The organism is Mesorhizobium calcicola (assembly GCF_042682105.1).
Classification (GTDB): Bacteria; Pseudomonadota; Alphaproteobacteria; order Rhizobiales; family Rhizobiaceae; genus Mesorhizobium; species Mesorhizobium calcicola.
The window spans coordinates 84,725-103,307 of the sequence record NZ_JBHUGY010000014.1 but is presented as its reverse complement, the minus strand read 5'-3'; the positions used below and the strand labels follow the sequence as shown (position 1 = coordinate 103,307).

The 18,583-nt window shown below is 64.0% G+C and carries 17 protein-coding genes and 2 pseudogenes; 12 read left to right on the top strand and 7 right to left on the bottom strand.

What is annotated here, in order from left to right; genetic code table 11:
- Positions 1-17: 17 nt before the first annotated feature.
- Positions 18-800, bottom strand: coding sequence for an SDR family oxidoreductase (locus tag ACFSQT_RS07245; protein ID WP_379017844.1), 783 nt, complete (start codon positions 798-800; stop codon positions 18-20).
- 546 nt (positions 801-1,346) lie between these two features.
- Here ACFSQT_RS07245 and ACFSQT_RS07240 point away from each other — a divergent pair.
- The 6 genes from ACFSQT_RS07240 to ACFSQT_RS07215 all read left to right on the top strand — a co-directional run bounded on the left by ACFSQT_RS07240 (position 1,347) and on the right by ACFSQT_RS07215 (position 8,331).
- Positions 1,347-2,231 (top strand): AraC family transcriptional regulator, encoded by an 885-nt coding sequence (locus ACFSQT_RS07240; protein WP_379017843.1) that lies wholly within the window; start codon positions 1,347-1,349, stop codon positions 2,229-2,231.
- 251 nt (positions 2,232-2,482) lie between these two features.
- Positions 2,483-3,559: an ABC transporter substrate-binding protein gene (locus ACFSQT_RS07235; protein WP_379017842.1), complete on the top strand. Its 1,077-nt coding sequence runs from the start codon at positions 2,483-2,485 to the stop codon at positions 3,557-3,559.
- Between the two features lie 146 nt (positions 3,560-3,705).
- A complete protein-coding gene (locus tag ACFSQT_RS07230; RefSeq protein ID WP_379017841.1) occupies positions 3,706-4,545 on the top strand; it encodes an ATP-binding cassette domain-containing protein in 840 nt (279 codons plus the stop codon).
- On the top strand, positions 4,542-5,801 hold the full coding sequence (locus tag ACFSQT_RS07225) for a sugar ABC transporter permease (RefSeq protein ID WP_379017840.1): 1,260 nt from the start codon (positions 4,542-4,544) through the stop codon (positions 5,799-5,801). Before ACFSQT_RS07230 ends, ACFSQT_RS07225 begins: the two co-directional genes overlap by 4 nt.
- Positions 5,802-5,823: 22 nt before the next feature.
- Positions 5,824-6,549: an SDR family oxidoreductase gene (locus ACFSQT_RS07220; protein WP_379017839.1), complete on the top strand. Its 726-nt coding sequence runs from the start codon at positions 5,824-5,826 to the stop codon at positions 6,547-6,549.
- A 180-nt stretch (positions 6,550-6,729) separates the two neighbouring features.
- Positions 6,730-8,331: an FGGY-family carbohydrate kinase gene (locus ACFSQT_RS07215; RefSeq protein WP_379017838.1), complete on the top strand. Its 1,602-nt coding sequence runs from the start codon at positions 6,730-6,732 to the stop codon at positions 8,329-8,331.
- On the opposite strand, the gene ACFSQT_RS07210 is transcribed toward ACFSQT_RS07215, so the two are convergent.
- The gene (locus tag ACFSQT_RS07210; protein ID WP_379017837.1) at positions 8,321-9,295 is read right to left on the bottom strand and encodes a DUF3616 domain-containing protein; all 975 of its coding nucleotides are present in this window, start codon (positions 9,293-9,295) and stop codon (positions 8,321-8,323) included. The two genes, ACFSQT_RS07215 and ACFSQT_RS07210, sit on opposite strands and share 11 nt — an antisense overlap.
- A 299-nt stretch (positions 9,296-9,594) precedes the next feature.
- Here ACFSQT_RS07210 and ACFSQT_RS07205 point away from each other — a divergent pair, with 299 nt between their 5' ends.
- Positions 9,595-11,592 (top strand): DNA/RNA non-specific endonuclease, encoded by a 1,998-nt coding sequence (locus tag ACFSQT_RS07205; RefSeq protein WP_379017836.1) that lies wholly within the window; start codon positions 9,595-9,597, stop codon positions 11,590-11,592.
- A 17-nt stretch (positions 11,593-11,609) separates the two neighbouring features.
- Here ACFSQT_RS07205 and ACFSQT_RS07200 read toward each other — a convergent pair whose 3' ends face one another.
- Both ACFSQT_RS07200 and dinB read right to left on the bottom strand, forming a co-directional pair.
- A complete protein-coding gene (locus tag ACFSQT_RS07200; protein ID WP_379017835.1) occupies positions 11,610-11,951 on the bottom strand; it encodes a hypothetical protein in 342 nt (113 codons plus the stop codon).
- A gap of 129 nt (positions 11,952-12,080) precedes the next feature.
- Entirely contained in the window at positions 12,081-13,328 is a 1,248-nt protein-coding gene (gene dinB / locus ACFSQT_RS07195) for a DNA polymerase IV (protein WP_379017834.1), read from the bottom strand.
- Positions 13,329-13,536: 208 nt separating this feature from the next.
- Between dinB and ACFSQT_RS07190 the strand changes: the two are divergent.
- Positions 13,537-13,854: pseudogene (locus ACFSQT_RS07190) on the top strand (DUF899 family protein); the annotation flags it as partial.
- 45 nt (positions 13,855-13,899) lie between these two features.
- Here ACFSQT_RS07190 and ACFSQT_RS07185 read toward each other — a convergent pair.
- Both ACFSQT_RS07185 and ACFSQT_RS07180 read right to left on the bottom strand, forming a co-directional pair.
- Positions 13,900-13,992 (bottom strand): annotated as a pseudogene (locus ACFSQT_RS07185) (DUF899 domain-containing protein); the annotation flags it as partial.
- Positions 13,993-14,026: 34 nt separating this feature from the next.
- Positions 14,027-14,449, bottom strand: coding sequence for a winged helix-turn-helix transcriptional regulator (locus ACFSQT_RS07180; protein ID WP_379017833.1), 423 nt, complete (start codon positions 14,447-14,449; stop codon positions 14,027-14,029).
- Positions 14,450-14,601: 152 nt separating this feature from the next.
- Here ACFSQT_RS07180 and ACFSQT_RS07175 point away from each other — a divergent pair, with 152 nt between their 5' ends.
- The 3 genes from ACFSQT_RS07175 (at position 14,602) to ACFSQT_RS07165 (ending at position 16,654) form a co-directional block, all read left to right on the top strand.
- Positions 14,602-15,189 (top strand): dihydrofolate reductase family protein, encoded by a 588-nt coding sequence (locus tag ACFSQT_RS07175; RefSeq protein WP_379017832.1) that lies wholly within the window; start codon positions 14,602-14,604, stop codon positions 15,187-15,189.
- Between the two features lie 129 nt (positions 15,190-15,318).
- Complete coding sequence (locus tag ACFSQT_RS07170; protein ID WP_379017831.1) at positions 15,319-16,200, top strand: SDR family oxidoreductase; 882 nt, start codon at positions 15,319-15,321, stop codon at positions 16,198-16,200.
- A 109-nt stretch (positions 16,201-16,309) separates the two neighbouring features.
- Positions 16,310-16,654 carry a hypothetical protein gene (locus ACFSQT_RS07165; protein ID WP_379017829.1) on the top strand — a complete coding sequence of 115 codons (345 nt, stop codon included), beginning with the start codon at positions 16,310-16,312 and terminating at the stop codon, positions 16,652-16,654.
- On the opposite strand, the gene ACFSQT_RS07160 is transcribed toward ACFSQT_RS07165, so the two are convergent.
- Positions 16,643-17,557 carry an alpha/beta fold hydrolase gene (locus ACFSQT_RS07160; protein WP_379017827.1) on the bottom strand — a complete coding sequence of 305 codons (915 nt, stop codon included), beginning with the start codon at positions 17,555-17,557 and terminating at the stop codon, positions 16,643-16,645. The two genes, ACFSQT_RS07165 and ACFSQT_RS07160, sit on opposite strands and share 12 nt — an antisense overlap.
- 117 nt (positions 17,558-17,674) lie before the next feature.
- Here ACFSQT_RS07160 and ACFSQT_RS07155 point away from each other — a divergent pair, with 117 nt between their 5' ends.
- Complete coding sequence (locus ACFSQT_RS07155; protein ID WP_379017825.1) at positions 17,675-18,577, top strand: LysR family transcriptional regulator; 903 nt, start codon at positions 17,675-17,677, stop codon at positions 18,575-18,577.
- Positions 18,578-18,583 lie beyond the last annotated feature (6 nt).

The following is an 18,583-nucleotide window of genomic DNA, read 5'->3' as shown; positions in this document are numbered from 1 at the left end:
AAGGGAGGCGGCAGCGCTCACCGGTTCGCCCCGATCACCCACTGTTCCTGGTCGACAAGCGTGCCGGTCATCGGTCCCGCCGCGTCGGAAAGCAGGAAGGCGGCGAGGTTCGCCACATCGCTCGTCGAGAACAGGCGGCCGAAAGGCTGCGACGCGTTGGCCGCGTCGAGCCAGCCCGGACCGTTGCCGAGCGTGTCGGCCTGCATGGCGCGTTCGGCCGGCGTGTCGGTCCAGCCGACATTGATGCCGTTGACGCGGATGCGGTCGAAGCGGTGGGCGTTGGCGGCATTTTTGGTCAGCGTGGCCAGCGCGCCCTTGGTGGCGGAGTAGACGGCGAGCTCCGGCGAGCCGCAATGCGCGTTGATCGACAGGATGTTGACAATGGCGCCGCCCTGGCCGCGCTTCTTCATGTCGGCGATCGCCGCCTGCATCAGGAAGAAAGGCGCGCGGGCATTGACGGCGAACAGCGATGCCCAGTCGTCGAGGTCGGCATCGAGGAAGGACGCGCGGTCGGTCAGGCCGGCGGCGTTGACCAGCGCGTCGATGCGGCCGAAACGATCGATGCAGGCTTGCGCCAGCAGGGCAGGGGTTGTCGGGTCGAACAGATCGGCGGCGACAAAGACGGTCGGCGTGCCCAATTGCGAAAGCTCCGCCGCCACCTCATCGCCGCGCGCCGCCTCGCGGCCCGTGACCAGCAGGCCGCCGGCACCCGAACGCGCGAGTGTTTCGGCAATCGCACGGCCGATGCCTTGCGTGGCGCCAGTGACCAGCGCCACCTTGCCGTTGAGCTGAAGCTCCATTCCTCCTCCGCCCGCGCTTGCGTGTCGGCCCCTCCGGCGACAGACCGTCCCGATGTTATGCCTGCCCCACTCATGATTTCAGGCTAGCTCGGCACGATCGTTTTACAATATGGAAATTGGAAATCGTGTTCGACTGGAGGGCCGTGGTCTCCGGGAAAGGACATGAACGGTTCAAAGGTAGCCGCTCGACGGCGGGCGAGGAATTAGCCGGATATCGGGCTCAGTCCTCAAACAATCCGCCCTGGAGGAGCGCGCGCGGCGCAGGTGCCCGTGCCGAGGCTGATGGCTGGGAGCGCAGGTTCAAGAGGAGCAGTTGCCTCTGCCCATGCGCGTTGCCGTCAGCAGCGCTCACCCCGTCCTGCCCGAATATCGCCTCTGCGCATCCCCTTCCGGTTAAAAAAGTATCATCCGCTGTTCTGAATCGAGGTGGCGCCTCAAGTCATGAGCCGGTAGCGTGGTTTCGAAATGCAGAGCCGAAACCAATTCGGCCGGTTTAGGGAATGTGGGCCGAACGCGGCGATCCGTGCCGGCCCGGAGGAAACGGACATGGAACCGGACCTGGAAGTTGTCCAGATACGACGCGGTGAGTCCTTCAAGGCGTGGTCGCATGGCTATCCCTTCCACACGGTGCGTTGGCATTTCCATCCCGAATATGAACTGCATCAGGTGATCTTCACCAACGGGCGCTATTTCGTCGGCGACTTCATCGGCGAATTCGAGCCGGGCAATCTGGTGCTGACGGGTCCCAACCTGCCGCACAATTGGGTCAGCGATATCCCGAGGGACAGCTCCATTCCGCTGCGCGGCCGCATCATCCAGTTTTCGGAAAGTTTTATCGGCGATGCCATGCATGTGCTGCCGGAACTGGCGGGGCTCGCGCCTCTGCTCGAGGCCTCGCGGCGCGGTGTTTTGTTTTCCAGCCGCACCAGCAAGGAACTGGCGCCGCTGATGGAAGAAATGATGCAGGCGCAAGGCGTGCGCCGCATCGAGCTGTTCATGATGATATCGGGCCTGCTCAGCCGCGCGCAGGAGCTCCAGTTGCTCGCCAGCGCCAGCTACCGGCCCGACCCCTCGGGCTACATGACCGCCGGCATGAACAAGGCGCTTGCCTATATCAGGGAGAACCTAACGCAGCTTTTCGACGAGGCGGACCTGGCGGCCATTGCCGGCCAGTCGACCGGCGCCTTCTCGCGCTCGTTTCGCCGCCACACCGGCATGTCGCTCGTGCAGTATGTCAAGCGGCTGCGCATCAACCTCGCCTGCCAGATCCTGATGAGCGACGAGCAGGCCTCGATCACCGACATCTGCTACGAGGTCGGCTTCAACAATCTGTCCAATTTCAACCGGCAGTTTCTAGCCGAGAAGGGCATGCCGCCCTCGCGTTTCAGGCGCCTGCTGGCCGACAACATCAACGCGGGAAGAGCCGCTTAACGGAGGAGCCAGGGAGGAACCAAGGGAGGAACCAGAATTTTTCGCATGACAACGTGGGCCGCCATGAAGCGGTCCGCGATGGAGAGCGCTTGTCCCGAAAATCCTCCCTTGGCGGAGGATGTCGGCGCGGCCAAAAAGCCGGCGCCGGGCCCTGGTTCCCAATGGCAGTTGGGGCGAGGGCGGGGGCGTATCTTCGCACAAAAGCAGTCAACGACCTTCTTACAACCATATCCAGAAACGGAGAAGACCGAATGACCCGATTTTCATCTTCACTGAAGTCCGCCGGCATGGCAGCGCTTGCGCTGTCGCTGCTGGCCGGCACCGCCGCGATCGCCAGGGCCGCCGAGGTCACCGACGCCACCGTCGCCTTCCTGATGCCCGACCAGGCCTCGACCCGCTACGAACAGCACGACTATCCCGGCTTCGCCGCCGAGATGAAGAAGCTGTGCCCGGGCTGCAAGGTGCTCTATCAGAACGCCGATGCCGACGCCTCGCGCCAGCAGCAGCAGTTCAACTCGGTGATCTCGCAGGGCGCCAAGGCGATCGTGCTCGACCCGGTCGACTCGACCGCCGCCGCCTCGCTGGTCAAGCTGGCGCAGAGCCAGGGCATCAAGGTCATCGCCTATGACCGGCCGATCCCGACCGCACCGGCCGATTTCTATGTCTCGTTCAACAATGAAGGCATCGGCAAGGCGATCGCCGACTCGCTGGTCGAGCACCTGAAGGCGCTGAAGGTCGACCCGGCCACCGGCGGCGTGCTGCAGATCAACGGTTCGCCGACCGACGCGGCGGCAGGCCTGATCAAGAAGGGCATCCATGAAGGACTCGACAGCAGCGGCTACCAGATCCTGGCCGAATACGACACGCCGGAATGGGCGCCGCCGAAGGCGCAGCAATGGGCCGGCGGCCAGATCACCCGCTTCGGGCCGAAGATCCTCGGCGTCGTCGCCGCCAATGACGGCACCGGCGGCGGCGCCATCGCGGCGTTCAAGGCGGCCGGTGTCGATCCGGTGCCGCCGGTGACCGGCAACGACGCGACGATCGCCGCGCTGCAGCTGATCATTGCCGGCGACCAGTACAACACTATCTCCAAGCCGAGCGAGATCGTGGCCGCGGCAGCCGCCAACGTCGCCATTAAGCTGCTTTCGGGCGAGACCCCGAAGGCCGAGATGACGCTGTACGACACGCCCTCGCAGCTGTTCACGCCGGCGGTGGTGACGCAGGAGAACCTGAAGGCCGAGATCATCGACAAGAAGATCAACACCGCGGCAGAACTCTGCGTCGATCGCTACGCGGAAGGCTGCAAGAAACTGGGCATCGGGAACTGACCGCGACCGTTGCCCGCTCCGCCGCCTGGCCGCCGAACAATAAGCCAGAGCTCCACCCCGAACGCATCGGGGTGGAGCTCCGGCGGCGGCCAGGCAGCGCTCACCCGCTTTTTTTGAACCGGTCTTTTTTGAAAGGTGTTCCAGGCATGGTCGATATCCCGGACGAACCGGTTCCGACAGGCGAGCTGGTGCTCAGCCTGCGCGGCATTTCGAAGAATTTCGGCGCCGTTTCGGCGCTCACCGACATCGATCTCGATGTCCATGCCGGCGAGGTGGTGGCGCTGGTCGGCGACAATGGCGCCGGCAAGTCGACGCTGGTCAAGATCCTCGCCGGCGTGCATCAGCCGAACTCGGGAACCATCAGCTTTCGCGGCAAGCAGGTGACGCTGCCCGACCCGAGCGCCGCGCTGACGCTCGGCATCGCCACCGTGTTCCAGGACCTGGCGCTGTGCGAGAACCTCGATATCGTCGCCAACATCTTCCTCGGCCGCGAGCTCAACCCGCTGCGGCTGGACGAGGTGGCGATGGAGGTGCGCGCCTGGACGCTGCTCAACGAGCTGTCGGCGCGCATTCCCAGCGTCCGCGTGGTCGTCGCGTCGCTGTCGGGCGGCCAGCGCCAGACGGTGGCGATCGCCCGCTCGCTGCTGCTCGAACCCAAGCTCATCCTGCTCGACGAGCCGACGGCGGCGCTCGGCGTGGCGCAGACCGCCGAAGTGCTCAACCTGATCGAGCGGGTGCGCGACCGCGGCCTCGGCGTCGTCATCATCAGCCACAACATGGAGGATGTGCGTGCGGTGGCCGACCGCATCGTCGTGCTGCGGCTTGGCCGCAACAACGGCATCTTCACCCCCGACGCCTCGAACCAGGAGCTGGTCAGCGCCATCACCGGCGCGTCGAACAATTCGGTGTCGCGGCGTGCCGAGCGCCGGCAGGCGCGACAGGATCACATTGGCCGGCACGACCAAACCCAGGAGCCACGCCCATGAGCCGCCAAGTGGAGCAGGCCGCCCCGGTGCCGCCGCAGCTCGACCGCGCCGATGTGCGCGTCAAGCACGAGGCCGGCTTGAGCGGCAGCATCCGCGCCTTCTTCGACCGCGTGCGCTCGGGCGATCTCGGCTCGCTGCCGGTGATCGTCGGGCTGGTCATCATCTGGACGGTGTTCGCCAGCATCAACCCGATCTTCCTGTCGAGCAGCAATCTGGTCAATCTGCTGTTCGATTCCTCCACCGTCGGCGTCATCGCGCTCGGCATCGTCTGCGTTTTGATGGTCGGCGAGATCGACCTGTCGGTCGGCTCGATCAGCGGCTTTGCCTCGGCTCTCGTCGGCACGCTGTGGGTTAACCAGGGCTGGCCGGTGGCGCTCGCCATCCTTGCCGCGGTCGCCGTCGGCGGCTTCATCGGCGCGCTCTACGCGCTGCTGTTCAACCGGCTCGGCATGCCGAGCTTCGTCTCGACGCTGGCCGGTCTTCTCGCCGTACTTGGCCTGCAGCTCTACATCCTTGGCTCGACCGGCTCGATCAACCTGCCTTACGGCTCGAACCTGGTGAATTTCGGCCAGCTGCTGGTGATGCCGAAATTCGTGTCGTTCGGGCTGGCGGCGGTTCCCGGCATCGTCATGCTGGTCACCGGCCTGCGCACCGTTGCGCGCCGCCGCGCCGCCAACCTGTCGGCGCCCTCGACCGGCGGCCTCATCACGCGCGCGGTGGCGATCACGGTCATGACCGAACTCATCGTCTTCTATCTCAACCAGGCGCGTGGCATTCCGTGGATGTTCGGCCTGTTCGTCGGTCTGGTCATCGCCATGCACTACGCGCTGACGCGGACGAAATGGGGCCGCTCGATGTCGGCGGTCGGCGGCAACCGCGAGGCGGCAAGGCGCGCCGGCATCAACGTGCGGCTGATCTATTCCAGCGCCTTCGTGCTGTGCTCGATGCTGGCCGCTTTCGGCGGCGTGCTGTCGGCGGCCCGCCTTGCCTCGGCCAGCCAGCAGGCCGGCACCGGCGACGTCAACCTCAACGCCATCGCGGCGGCCGTCATCGGCGGCACCAGCCTGTTTGGCGGCCGCGGCAGCGCCTATTCGGCGCTGCTCGGCATCATCGTCATCCAGTCGATCGCCAGCGGCTTGACGCTGCTCGATCTGTCCTCGTCGCTTCGGTACATGATCACAGGCGCCGTGCTTGCCATCGCAGTCATCGTCGACTCGCTGGCACGCCGTTCTCGTGTTTCGCATGGCCGGGCCTGACCCCCTCAACAGGAAGAGAGATATGAGTCAACTGTCCGGAAAAGTTGCAGCCATCACCGGTGCCGCGTCGGGGATCGGCCTCGAATGCGCCAGATATATGCTGGCGGCGGGCGCCAAGGTGGTGCTGGTCGACCGCGCCGAGGCGACGTTGAACAGCCTGTGCGCGGAGCTTGGCCCCAACGCGATCCCGCTGGTGATCGACCTGACGCAGCCGTCAAGCGTCGCCACCATGATGCCGCAGATCCTGGAGAAAGCCGGGCAGCTCGACATCTTCCATGCCAATGCCGGCGCCTATGTCGGCGGCGAGGTGCTGACCGGCGATCCCGATGCCTGGGACCGCATGCTGAACCTCAACATCAACGCCGTCTTCCGCTCGATCCACGCGGTGCTGCCGCACATGGTCGAGCGCAAGACCGGCGACATCATCGTCACCAGTTCGATCGCCGGGCTGGTTCCGGTGGTCTGGGAGCCGATCTACACGGCCTCCAAGCATGCCGTGCAGGCCTTCGTCCACACGGTGCGCCGGCAGGTTGCCAAGCACGGCCTGCGCGTCGGCGCGGTGGCGCCCGGCCCGGTGGTGACGGCACTGGTCGACGACTGGCCGAAGGCCAAGCTCGAGGAAGAGCTCGCCGCCGGCGGCCTGATGCAGCCGCGCGAGGTGGCCGAGGCGGTGATGTTCATGCTGACCCGGCCACGCAACGTGACGATCCGGGATCTGGTGATCCTGCCGCAGAGCAATGATTTGTGAGGGGAGTAGGCAGTAGGCAGTAGGCAGTAGGCAGTAGGCAGTAGGCAGTAGGCAGTAGGCAGTAGGCTCGTTCTGCGGCCCATATCTAGCCCAGTCGCTGTTCACCTGCGCACTATTCCCCTACTGCCTACTGCCTATTCCCTATTCCCTATTCCCTACTGCCTGAACCGGAGGTTCCCAATGCCCCACTATCTCGGCATCGACGTCGGCACCGGCAGCGCCCGCGCCGGGGTGTTTGACCACACGGGAAACCTGCTCGCCTCGGCCAAGCAGGATATCGAGGTCTGGCGTGAGGCCGGCGACATCGTCGAGCAGTCGAGCAACGACATCTGGCGCGCGGTGTGCACGGCCACCCGCGCCGCCGTCGCCCAGGCTGACATAGCGCCCGAGGCGATCGTCGGTATCGGCTTCGACGCCACCTGTTCTCTGGTGGTGCTGGGCGAGGGCGGCGTGCCGTTGCCGGTCGGTCCGTCGGGAAACCCGGAACGCAACATCATCGTCTGGATGGATCACCGTGCGGTCGAGCAGACTCGCCGCATCAACCGCAGCGGCGCAGCGGTGCTGAACTATGTCGGCGGCGTCATCTCGCCGGAGATGGAGACGCCGAAGCTTTTGTGGCTGGCGGAAAACATGTCCGCCACCTTCAGCGCCGCCTGGCAGTTCATGGACCTTGCCGACTTCCTGACCTGGCGGGCGACCGGCAGCCTTGCCCGTTCGGTCTGCACGGTGACCTGCAAATGGACGTATCTGGCGCATGAAAGCCGCTGGGACGAGGCGTATTTCCGCAACATCGGCCTCGGCGCACTGGCTGACGAGGCGTTCGCGCGCATTGGCACCGAGATCGTGCCGGCCGGTGCCGCACTTGGCGGCGGATTGACCGCGCAGGCTGCGGCCGACCTTGGCCTTGTCCCCGGCACCGCGGTGGCCGCCGGGTTGATCGATGCGCATGCCGGCGGCGTCGGCACGGTCGGCGCGCGCGGCGAATTCGGCAGCGTTCTGTCCCGCATGGCCTACGTCTTCGGCACCTCGGCCTGCACTATGTCGTCGACCGCCGAACCCGCCTTCGTCGACGGCGTCTGGGGGCCGTATTTCTCGGCCATGGTGCCGGGCCTGTGGCTGAACGAGGGCGGCCAATCGGCGGCGGGTGCGGCCATCGACCATCTGGTGCGCATGCATCCACTGGCTGGCGAAGCGGCGGCCAAGGCGCAGGCCGAGGGTCTCAGCCTCAGCGCCTGGCTGGCGCTGCAGGCGCAAAGCCGCAACGGTGCCGTGGCCACGCCGGCGCTGGTCGGCGACATCCATGTCGTGCCGGAATTCCTTGGCAATCGCGCGCCTTTGGCTGACCCGGATGCGCGCGCGCTGATTGCCGGGCTCGATCTCGACAGCAGCCTCGACAGTCTGGTCGGGCTTTATGTCGCCGGGGTCTGCGGGCTGGGTTATGGCGCGCGTCAGATCGTGCGGGCCGAGCATGAGAAAGGCATTCCCGTCGACACCATGGTCGTCAGCGGCGGCGCCGGGCAAAGCCCGCTGGTACGCCAGTTGCTTGCCGATACCACGGGCATGGTGGTGGTGGCGTCGACCTCGCCTGAGCCGGTACTGCTGGGCTCGGCGATACTGGGCGCCGTCGCCGCCGGGATCTACAAGGATCTGGTGGGCGCCATGGCCGGCATGTCGGAACTCGGCGAGGTCTATCATCCCGACGCGTCATTGGCCGGCTGGCACGCCAAGCGCTTCGCGGCATTCGAATTGCTGCAGCAGGCCGGCAAGGCGATCAGGAGCTGAGAGGCAATGCGAACCAGTCGCCGGTCACTTGCGTTCCGGAGCGCCGATGCTGGTCCGGCGTGTCATAGACGACAAGGACACCGGGCTCGTCATTGCGGGTGAAGGGACACAACCCCTCGGGGTGTTCGTGACTTATGGCCCACTCGTGCAGCACATCGGCGGTTTCGACTTCGCCAGAGGCCGACGGCCGCCATCGGTAGATGCGAAATGGTCCATCCGCTCCGGTGACCGGGCCGGCCAGAACCAGGATCGTGTTGCCGTCGCGTGCGAGATCGCGCACGCCGAGGCCCTTGAAATCAAGCATGTGAAGGTGCGGATCGCCATCGACGGTAGCGCCCTTGCGCGGCAAGGAGACAACCACCGCATGACTGTCGATGACCGGGCCCCGCAGGCCGAGCAAGACCTGCTTTGGAAGGACCGTCATCCCCTCAATATCGAGGCCGTTCTCCTTGCTCGGAAGATTGAGAAAAGCGGACAGGAACGGGTTGGCGCGCAAGCAGCGCCGCAGGCTGCCCTCGCTGGTATAGGGCAAGGCGGTTGCCGTGCCTGGCTTCAGCTTTCCATGTCCATCCAGTTCAATCGAGCCCAGAAGGTGCCGGCTGGGACGACGTCGAAAGCCGGGGTCGAGGATGCCTGGAACCTTCGGCTCGCGCCTGACACGGCAATGCGAGCCACACAGCCAGAGCCTGCCATTGGCGACGTCGACGGATTCCAGATCGGCCTCATGGCCTTCGGGCAGGCCGGCGAAGAAATCGTCCAAAACGTATTGCCTGTCGAGCATGAAGCCAGCTTCGGTGATCGAAAGACATTCGAAAGTCCGCCCCTCATCGGAAACGGTCCATGCAAAGTCGCCGTCGATGGCGATGCCGGAAATATTCGACATCACCGCATCGATGTTTCGGGCGTTTGCGTAATTGAAGACGATGTCTCGCACCCGATTAAGTCGCGTTTCAAGCAGTGCCATATCCGTTGTCCCTGAGTGGATATTGCGATCTTCCCGATCTCATCGGGAACTTGTTCCAGATGGATCCGTTGCCGGCCGACACCGCAAGGAGTGCACCATAGGCAGGTTTTTCAAGAAAAACGAGAGACGGCTAAATGACTATACCAAAAAATACAATTTGATAGGAAGAAATGCAACCGTGTATTGCGTCTATGACTTCCATTCCAAGGATTGGCAATTGCCATGGCCATCGATAAGATCATCGCCTCGGGTGGTGGAGCAATCAAATACAAGTACACCAAACGCTGGAGGGGCGGGCGATGGGTTCAGAAACAGACGACTCTCTAAAGGACATTGTCTCAACCCAGTCGGAGGCACTTTCGACCGCAGTCGAGAAGGTCGCCAAGGCGGACGCCGTCTATGTCACGCCTGAAGGCCGGAGCAGGCGGCGCGCGCGGGCGAGAGCGGACAAGCGGTTCGATCTTCGCCTGAGCCTCCTGGAATCGCCGGAAAGCGATCCCAAGGGCTTCGAGCGGATAGTCGGCGACAGCGACCTCATGTCGATCAATTTCCTCGATCGCGGCAAGAAGGCAGCCGCGGCCGTTTGCCGGATCAAGGTTCCGAGCGATGGCGGATTTTGGTACGGGACGGGCTTCCTTGTCGGCCCGCGCCTCCTGCTCACCAACCATCATGTGCTTGGCAATGCCGACGAGGCGAGTCAGTGCAGCGCCGAGTTCGGCTATGAGCACGATGTAGACGGTGTGCTGAGCGAGCCGGTTCGTTTCAATCTGCGCCCGCACGAGGTTTTCTACACCAATGCCGAGCTCGACGTGACATTCGTTGCGGTCACGCCGCTGTCGGATGAAGGTGTGCCGCTGCACCGCTATGGCAGGTTGCCGCTGATCCCGGTATCGGGCAAGGCCGTCGACGGCGAATGGGTGACGATCATCCAGCACCCTGGCAGCGAGCCCAAGCAAATCGCCATCCGCGCCAGCCAGATCATAACACTCGACCCGAAACTGGCTCTCCAACTCCGCATCGATCTGGATCGGTTCATTCATTATTCGACCGACACCGAACCCGGCTCATCGGGGGCGCCTGTCCTCAACGATCAGTGGCAAGTGTTGGCGTTGCACCACAAGGCGGTTCCGGCGCCGGGAAGGTTGGGAAAGCCGGGAAAGGCCGCCAAACAGCCGATCTGGGTTGCCAACGAAGGAATTCGAATAAGCGCGATCTTCAAACAGCTCGAATTCGAGCGGTTCACAACGCCACAGGCAGGGCTGGTGCTCGACAGGCTCGATATGTCGCTTGGCCTCACTGCCATGTCGCAGGCTGCCGCCATGTCACAGGGAGCGGTCGGCGAAGCGGCATTCGAAGCGGATCGAAAACCACTCGACCCCGTGCGCTGGGTCAATGTCGCAGGCTATGATCCGGCGTTTCTGGCCCCGTTGCGCATCGATCTGAGGCGAATCTACCAGCCCTTGCTTGCTCAAAACAAGGTTGCGGCCTTGCTGGACGGTTCGAGACATGAGCTTGCCTATCACCACTTCTCGTCGGTCATCCACGCCGGGCGCAAATTCCCGCTGATCACCGCGGTCAATATCGACGGCAACGCATTGGTCCATCCCGGCAAGCGCAAGGACACGTGGCGTCGCGACGCGCGGATCGCCGATGAATTTCAGCCGGATGGCGATTTCTACGAAAAGGCCAAGGGATCCGATCCAGTCCAGTTCAGCCGCGGCCACCAGGTGCGCCTGCTCGACCCTTGCTGGAGCCCATTGTCGAACGCGGCACAGGCACTCGCCGAATCCCAGCTCGGCTCCGAAGACACGTTCCACTACACCAATGCGGCGCCGCAGGTTCAAACCTACAACGACATCGATTGGGGCAATCTGGAAGATTATCTTCTCGACAAGGCGCAAACCTCCAAGAAGCGCCTCACGATCTTTACCGGACCGATCTACCGTGACGACGACCCGCTTTACGGGAGGACCCGCAAAGGCGGCCCCTGGCAGATTCCGCTGTCCTTCTGGAAGGTCGCGGTGCTCCAGAAATCGGCCACCAAGCCCGTCGCCGCCGCCTTCATCGTCGGGCAGACGCAATATGTCCAGGCGCTCTATGAGGCCAAGGTCTTCTCCGGGCTGAAGCCGTATACGGTCGATGAGATGCGCAACCGGCTCATTCAGACGACCGTCGTTTCAATCGAAACCGAAACCGGCCTCGATTTTTCGGCGGTCCGGTCGCTCGACGCGCATGGATCGCTCGAAGCGACGCGGCAAACCAGATGGATCAACGACATGAGCGATGTCCTGATCTGATCCGGTGTGCCGCGATCTCATTGAACAGACTGGATGAGCCATAGGAGAGCCATAAGGTTGGCGAGCGATGCGCCGGCCGGGCCGAAGGTTTTCATCCGATCATCGATGGCGGTGCCTATGACAGCGTCCCCAGCCTGCACAAGGATCATTATCCAGGCGACGGCTTCAAGCCATTCCACAGAACCTGTAAAAAATGGCACGGCGCTCGCGACTACCAAAGCCACACTGCGTGCACAACCGTACAATGCCATTGTCCGGGCGTCGCCGGTTGCGTTCTTAGCGGCAGCCAAGGAGAAACCGAGACTGACAACCGCGCTGAGAGCTGTGACCAACGCGCAAACGATGAAGGGTGCGAACATCGGATTCCATGGCTTGTGGCCGCTACACCTTACTCGAATAGCCAGGGCGGAAATCAAGTCACTCTTTGCCGCCGCCAGTTATGACGCCTTGCGCGGTCACATGCAGGACACGATGCCCTTCGACTGCCCTCACAGCTCCTTCTGCGCCAGTTCCCTGAACTCGTCGGGAACCGCGCGTGCCGCCTCCAGCGCCACCGTGCCGTAGCCGACCGCCTGTTTGCCGAAGCGCTCGCGGATCTTGTCGATGGCGCGGTCGGCGCCGAAGCGCGCCAGGCCTTTGCGCGTGCCCGGCCTGCTCTTCTCGTCGGCGAGGCCGAGCGGCAGTTCGAGCTGCAGCTCGGCACTTTCCTCAAGATGCGACACCGAGATCGCCAGCAGCGAGATCGTTTTCTCGTGCGGGTGGTCGGCAAGCACGCCGCGCACCAGGTCCCCGGCGATCTCGGCCAGCATGGTGGTGGCCGAGATCGGCTGGTCGAGCGTGATCGAGCGCGAAACAGTGCTGAGATCGGCAAAGCGCACGCGCACCGTCACCGTGCGGCCGGGCCTTGCCTTGGCGCGCAGCCGGCTGGCGACGCGGTCAGCCAGGTGCAGCAGCGTGGGCACGATGACCGCCGCCACGGCAGGCTTCTGGCCAAGTGCCGACTGGGCACCGGCCGACTGCGCGCGGCGATGCGTCTCCAGCCTTCGCGGGTCGCGGTTCCACGACAATGCGGCGAGCTTTTCGCCGGCGGCGGGACCGAGCAGCCGCGTCAGCGCGCCGCTGTGCGTCCTGGCCAGCTGGCCGATGGTCTCGATGCCGATTTCGGCCAGCCGTGCCCTGGTCGCCGGGCCGACGCCCCACATCAGCCCGACCGGCAGATCGTGCAGGAAAGCGAGTTCGGTGCCGGGGTCGACCACCACCAGCCCGTCGGGCTTGGCCACCTGCGAGGCGATCTTGGCCAGATGCTTGGTGCGCGCCACGCCGATCGAGATCGGCAGGCCGAGTTCGGCGCGGACGCGGCCGCGGATGGCTGTGGCGATCTTCTCCGGTGAGCCGAACAGATGCGTGCAGCCGGCAACATCGGCAAAGGCCTCGTCGATGGAGATGCGCTCGACCAGCGGCGTGAAATCGTCGAGCACTTTGATCGCCGCGTCGCCCAGCCGCTGGTAGTGGCTGAAATTGCCGCCGACGAAGATAAGCTGCGGACAGAGCTCGCGCGCCTTGCGTCCCGGCATGCCGCCGCGCACGCCGAAGGCGCGCGCCTCATACGAGGCGGCAAGCACGACGCCGCCGCCGACCGCGATCGGTTTGCCGCGCAGCGACGGATCGAGCAACTGCTCGACGGAGGCATAGAAGGCGTCGAGATCGGCATGCAGGATGGTGGCTGTCGTTTCCATCCCGACCGCTCATCCGCAGTTGCTGATAGATCGGAACATATGGAGAACAAAGCGCGCACGACTGTCAAGCGATATGTCCGCGTCCGGTGGTATCAGCTGCGTTCTTCAACACAAATTGCACAGTCGTGTCGGATCGCGGTTTTCAACAGCGTCTTAAAGACAGGCAACGAGACTGTCAGCATGCGCCAGAGTGCGGAAGGAGGACGAAATGACCGACCACATCATCGCGCCTTACACGGATTGGTTTGAAGCGCACAAAGCGCATCTCCAGAAAGAAAAGGCGTTTACGCGCCAACGCCAACAACTCGCGGCGGACCGGCGAGCACTGCCCTGGTTGCGGATCGACAAGCCCTACGAGTTCGATACGACCCAGGGAAGGAAATCGCTGGCCGATCTCTTCAAGAGCCGCAGCCAGTTGATCATTTATCACTTCATGTTTCCGCCCAATGCCGACTATCGGTGTACCGGCTGTTCATTCCTTTGCGACCACATCGATGCCGCCAACCAGCATCTGATGCATCACGACCGCCAAGGCAGGGCGTTGCCCAGCTGCGCGGCGATAAATGGATAGTCATCGACCATCATCATACTCATCGTGAAGACGGACCCAATCGCCCAGCGTATGCGATGGCCCATTTTCATTGCGGCCGATGGGAGTCAGGTCGTCGGTCTCCGGGCGTCTTTCAGAGCTTCGGCGATCATGTGTTCGCCAGATGCTCAGCCCGCAACGCCACCTTCATCCGCTCCAGCGCCGCCTCGCCACCCGCCGCCAGTTCGTCGGCGATCCGGGCGAGCTTGTCGTCGGCCTTGCGGTGCTTGCTGCCCCAGGCGCCGAGGGTCGCCAGCACGGGCAGCAGGTCGACGCCTGCCTCCGTCAGCCGGTAGACCGTCTTCAGCCCATGGGTCGGGTCGTCGCTGCGGGTGAGGATGCCTTCGTCCTGCAGCGTCTGCAGCCGCTCGGCCAGCGTGCGCGAGGAAATGCCTTCGTCGGACTGCAGGAATTCCCGAAAATGCCTTTTCCCGGCGAAGATCAGGTCGCGGATGATGAGCAGCGTCCAGCGGTCGCCGAGCAGCTCCAGCGACAGGTTGATCGGGCAACCGGATTTTTCGCGCGTCGACATCTCTATGGTTCCATTTGTAAATCACTTTACTATTGACACTGTTTTGGTCTTGCGTCAATGGTTCCAAATGTAAACCGTTTTGCCTGGTGGCGGCGCGCCGGCACAGGCGTTCACCCGCATCCATGAGCCCTGACAAACCGAGGAGATCGACGATGAGAAAGCTGATCCTGCAGATGCAGATGTCAGTCGACGGCTTTGTCGGCGCCAATCAGGACCATCCCTGGCAGCTCTGGGAATGGGCCGACGACAGTGCCTGGGACGACGCGCTGAAGCAGGATTTCAACGCCGTCTTCGCCGGCATCGACACCATCCTGCTCAGCCGCAAGATGGCCGAGGAGGGGTATCTGACCCATTGGGGCAATGCGGCGAAGAAATTTCCGCGCGATCCGTTCTATGCCTTTGCGCAGCGCATCGTCGACGCCCGGAAGGTGGTGCCGAGCGACAAGCTCAAAGCCTCGCGATGGGAGCGCACGACGGTGGCCAGCGGCGACCTGTCGCGCGAGGTGAACGCACTGAAGGCGGGCGAGGGCGGCGACATAGCCGTCTTCGGCGGCGCCGGCTTTGCCTCCGCTCTGATCGCGGCCGGGCTGGTCGACGAGTTCCAGCTGTTCGTCAACCCGGCGGTGCTCGGCGCGGGGCGCCGGATCTTCGACCGTGGCGGTTTCAAGACCCTGCGGCTGCTCGGCTCGAAAGCCTATGCCTGCGGCATGGTGGTCAACCGCTACGCGCTGGCGGGATGACCGGAGGCAGGGCGAAGGCGTCTTGCCGATAAAAGATGCTTCCGGTGGAATCCTTTGCCCGCGTCTCTTCGTCTTCAAGGTGCGGTCGCCGGCAGGGCGGCTGCATCAATCCTGAACGGAGACAAGACCATGATCCTGGTGACAGGCGCCACCGGCCTGAACGGCAAGGCGATCGTGCGCGAGTTCGCGCGGCAGAAGCATGAGGTGAGGGCGCTGGTGCGAGATCCGGCCCGGGCATCGGCGGCGGGCCTCGACGAGCTTGCCGGTGTGCAACTGGTCGAGGGCGACATGCGCCGGCCTGAAACCCTGGGCGCTGCACTCGACGGCATCGACTGCGTGCTGATGATTTCGACCGCCACTGAGGATATGACCGAAACGCAGGGCCGCTTCATCGACGCCTGCAAGCAGGCCGGCGTTGCCCATGCAGTGAAGTTTTCCGGCGCGGAATCCAACATCGGCTATGACGCGACGAAATTCCGCTTCACGCGCATGCATGAGGAGATCGAGCGCTATCTGGAAGGGGCAGGCATGGCGTGGACGCATCTGCGCCCCAGCCAGTTCATGCAGGTCTATCTGCGCGACGCGCCAACCATTGCCGCCGAGGGCGCCTTCCATCTCGCGCTCGGCGATACCGAGCTGTCGCCGGTCGACGTCGAGGACATCGCCAAGGTGGCCTTCCGGCTGCTGCGCGACGGCGGTCATGACGGCGAGAGCCTCGACATGACCGGGCCCGAGGCGCTGACCATGAGCGATGTCGCGGCGCGGATCTCGCAAGCGACCGGCAGGCCGGTTCGCTATGTCGATGTCAGCCCCGAAGTGCGGCGATGCAACCTGCTGGCCAGCGGCATTTCAGCCGGCTTCGCCGATGCGCTAGACGAGCAGCTGGCCGAGCGGCTGCGGCGGCCGAAATCGCGGGTGCATCTGGCGACGCATGAGATGTTTGGCGTGCGGGCAACGCCGTTCGTCGAATTCGCCCGGCGTCATGCCGCGATGTTTGGCGGCCAAGCCTGAGTCCCACACGGCGGAAAAAGTGCGCGCCCCCACGTATCCTTTCGGGCCGCCCGTTCGTCCTAGGCTTCGAAGGTCGCGGCCCGCGATCCGCCAACCCCAGGAGATGATCATGGCGAGCATACAGAGCGAGGCAAACAGGAACCACTATGCGGCGCTTGCCGCCAATGCCGGCAAACTGACCAGCCCGCAAGCAATCATCGACTACAATGACACCCATTGGACGGCGCTGACCGGCGAACCGGGCGGCGTCGACTATATCGAGGTCGATGCCGGCGGTGTGCCGGCGATGTGGATCGTGCCGAAGGGCGCCGACGAGCAGCGGGTGCTGTTCTATGCGCATGGTGGCGGCTTTGTCGGCGGCTCGATCTACACCCACCGCAAGCTGACCGGGCATCTGGCCAAGGCCGTCGGCTGCCGGGCGCTGCTCTGCGTCGGGCGGTTGTTATCTGGATAGGAAATCGGTGATGAGGTTGACCGTGGCATCCGGGTTTTCTTCCATGATCCAATGGCCGGATGCGGGCACGATGGCTCCCGTCACGTCCGACGCGACGAAACGCAGTGTGTCGGCCTGTGTCGTGCCCGCCGATTTTTCCGCGCCGGCCGCCAGCACCGGCATGGGCAGTTTGCCACCGGTGGAGAGCAACGCCTGGTTGTCGACGGCGTCCTGGTCGAATGCCTTGAACTGCTCGAAGGCGTCATGCATGGCGTGCGGCCGTGCATAGAGTTTTGCATAGTGGACACGCGTCGCCTCGTCGATCTTCTTCGGATCGGCCGACAGTTCGTTGTAGAAGCGGTCGAGGTAGATGCGCTCGCGGCCCGCGACCAGGCGCTCCATGTCGGGGCCCCGGAAGTTGAAGTGCCAGAGCAGCGGGCTTTGCTTGATCTTGTCCCAGTCGCCTATGCCCGGTAGCGGTGCGTCGATGACGACCCATTTCGTGATGCGCTTCGGATATTGCGCGGCCAGCGCATAGCCGACCATGTTGCCGATGTCGTGCGTCACCAGCTCCGCCTTGTCGATCTTCAGCGCATCCATGATGCCGGCGATGTCGGCCGCCTGATTTTTCTTGGTGTAGCCGCTGTCCGGATGCGCCGAAAGGCCCATGCCGCGCAGGTCCGGCACGATCACCGTGTGATCCTTCATCAGCTTTATCGCGACCGGCGCCCACATGTCGCCGGTGTCGCCGAAGCCGTGCAGCAGCACCACCGCGGGCCCTTGTCCACCGACGCGCACATACAGGCTGGTGCCGTTGGTCTCGATCGACTGCGTCTTGAAGCCCGTTGGAAACGGGATCACGCGCGCCGAGGCCGGAGCGGCGAGTGACAGCAGACCAAGCAGGACAACCAAAGGACGAAACATCATGCATTACCCCGAGCTTTTGCCGCCGCACGTATCGCGGTCTTTCCAACTATGGCACCATGCCCTTGATTTCGTTAGGCCTCGGTCGCCTGATTGTGAATTCGGGGAAGCCGAACAATGCTAAAGCTTGAATCCGCCGCCGCGTTTGTCGCCGTCGCGGAATCCGGTTCGATCAGCGAGGCGGCCAGGCGCATGAGCCTGTCCAAATCCGTCGTCAGCGAGCGGCTGTCGGAGCTTGAGCGCAGCCTCGGTACAAGGTTGCTGGACCGCACCACCCGCAAACTCTTCATCACCGAAGCGGGGCGCGGCTTTTACGAGCGCGCCAAGCGCATCATGCAGGAGGTGGCCGATGCCCGCGCCGAAATCGCCGAACATCGCGGCGAACTCGCTGGACCGCTCAGGATATCGGCGCCGGCCAGTTTCGGCATCCTCCATCTCGGCCCGGCTCTGTATGGCTTTCTGGCCAGGCACCCGGGGATCGAACTGACGCTTGATGTCGACGATCGTTTCGTCAGCTTGGTGGCCGATGGCTACGATGCCATTGTGCGTCACGGGCCGGTCGTCGATGACGGACCTGTCATCGTCAAGAAGCTGGCTTCCAGCCGTCGCTTCCTGGTGGCCTCGCCGGACTATATCGAGCGGTTCGGACGGCCCGCGACCACGGACGACCTGAAACGCCACAAGGGCATCATCTATTCCATCCGGGGTGCCGCCGACTGGCGGTTCAAGATTTCGCGGCGGCTGGTGACGATCCGCCCGGAAACCGCGCTGCGCGTCAACAACGGCATCTTGATGCGCGACGCCGCGCTTGCCGGCCTCGGCCTGGCGCTGCTCCCCGCCTATTTCATCCGGACCGAGATCGCCGACAAGCGATTGACGGTCATCGATGTCGGTGCCGAGCCTGAAGGGGCCACCATTTATATCGCGTGTCCCGAGGACCGGCGGGGATCCGCCAAACTGCGCGCTCTCACCGCATGGCTACGCGATGCTTTTGGCGATCCACCCTATTGGGAGGCGTGAGCCGGC

Excerpts from the sequence above, each read along its gene's own strand:
- ACFSQT_RS07235 (WP_379017842.1), top strand. The coding sequence starts at position 2,483 with ATGACCCGATTTTCATCTTCACTGAAGTCCGCCGGCATGGCAGCGCTT.
- ACFSQT_RS07240 (WP_379017843.1), top strand. The coding sequence starts at position 1,347 with ATGGAACCGGACCTGGAAGTTGTCCAGATACGACGCGGTGAGTCCTTC.
- ACFSQT_RS07230 (WP_379017841.1), top strand. The coding sequence starts at position 3,706 with ATGGTCGATATCCCGGACGAACCGGTTCCGACAGGCGAGCTGGTGCTC.
- ACFSQT_RS07180 (WP_379017833.1), bottom strand. The coding sequence starts at position 14,449 with ATGTCGACGCGCGAAAAATCCGGTTGCCCGATCAACCTGTCGCTGGAG.
- ACFSQT_RS07160 (WP_379017827.1), bottom strand. The coding sequence starts at position 17,557 with ATGTTTCGTCCTTTGGTTGTCCTGCTTGGTCTGCTGTCACTCGCCGCT.
- ACFSQT_RS07220 (WP_379017839.1), top strand. The coding sequence starts at position 5,824 with ATGAGTCAACTGTCCGGAAAAGTTGCAGCCATCACCGGTGCCGCGTCG.
- ACFSQT_RS07175 (WP_379017832.1), top strand. The coding sequence starts at position 14,602 with ATGAGAAAGCTGATCCTGCAGATGCAGATGTCAGTCGACGGCTTTGTC.
- ACFSQT_RS07165 (WP_379017829.1), top strand. The coding sequence starts at position 16,310 with ATGGCGAGCATACAGAGCGAGGCAAACAGGAACCACTATGCGGCGCTT.
- ACFSQT_RS07225 (WP_379017840.1), top strand. The coding sequence starts at position 4,542 with ATGAGCCGCCAAGTGGAGCAGGCCGCCCCGGTGCCGCCGCAGCTCGAC.
- ACFSQT_RS07215 (WP_379017838.1), top strand. The coding sequence starts at position 6,730 with ATGCCCCACTATCTCGGCATCGACGTCGGCACCGGCAGCGCCCGCGCC.
- dinB (WP_379017834.1), bottom strand. The coding sequence starts at position 13,328 with ATGGAAACGACAGCCACCATCCTGCATGCCGATCTCGACGCCTTCTAT.
- ACFSQT_RS07205 (WP_379017836.1), top strand. The coding sequence starts at position 9,595 with ATGGGTTCAGAAACAGACGACTCTCTAAAGGACATTGTCTCAACCCAG.
- ACFSQT_RS07245 (WP_379017844.1), bottom strand. The coding sequence starts at position 800 with ATGGAGCTTCAGCTCAACGGCAAGGTGGCGCTGGTCACTGGCGCCACG.
- ACFSQT_RS07200 (WP_379017835.1), bottom strand. The coding sequence starts at position 11,951 with ATGTTCGCACCCTTCATCGTTTGCGCGTTGGTCACAGCTCTCAGCGCG.
- ACFSQT_RS07170 (WP_379017831.1), top strand. The coding sequence starts at position 15,319 with ATGATCCTGGTGACAGGCGCCACCGGCCTGAACGGCAAGGCGATCGTG.
- ACFSQT_RS07210 (WP_379017837.1), bottom strand. The coding sequence starts at position 9,295 with ATGGCACTGCTTGAAACGCGACTTAATCGGGTGCGAGACATCGTCTTC.
- ACFSQT_RS07155 (WP_379017825.1), top strand. The coding sequence starts at position 17,675 with ATGCTAAAGCTTGAATCCGCCGCCGCGTTTGTCGCCGTCGCGGAATCC.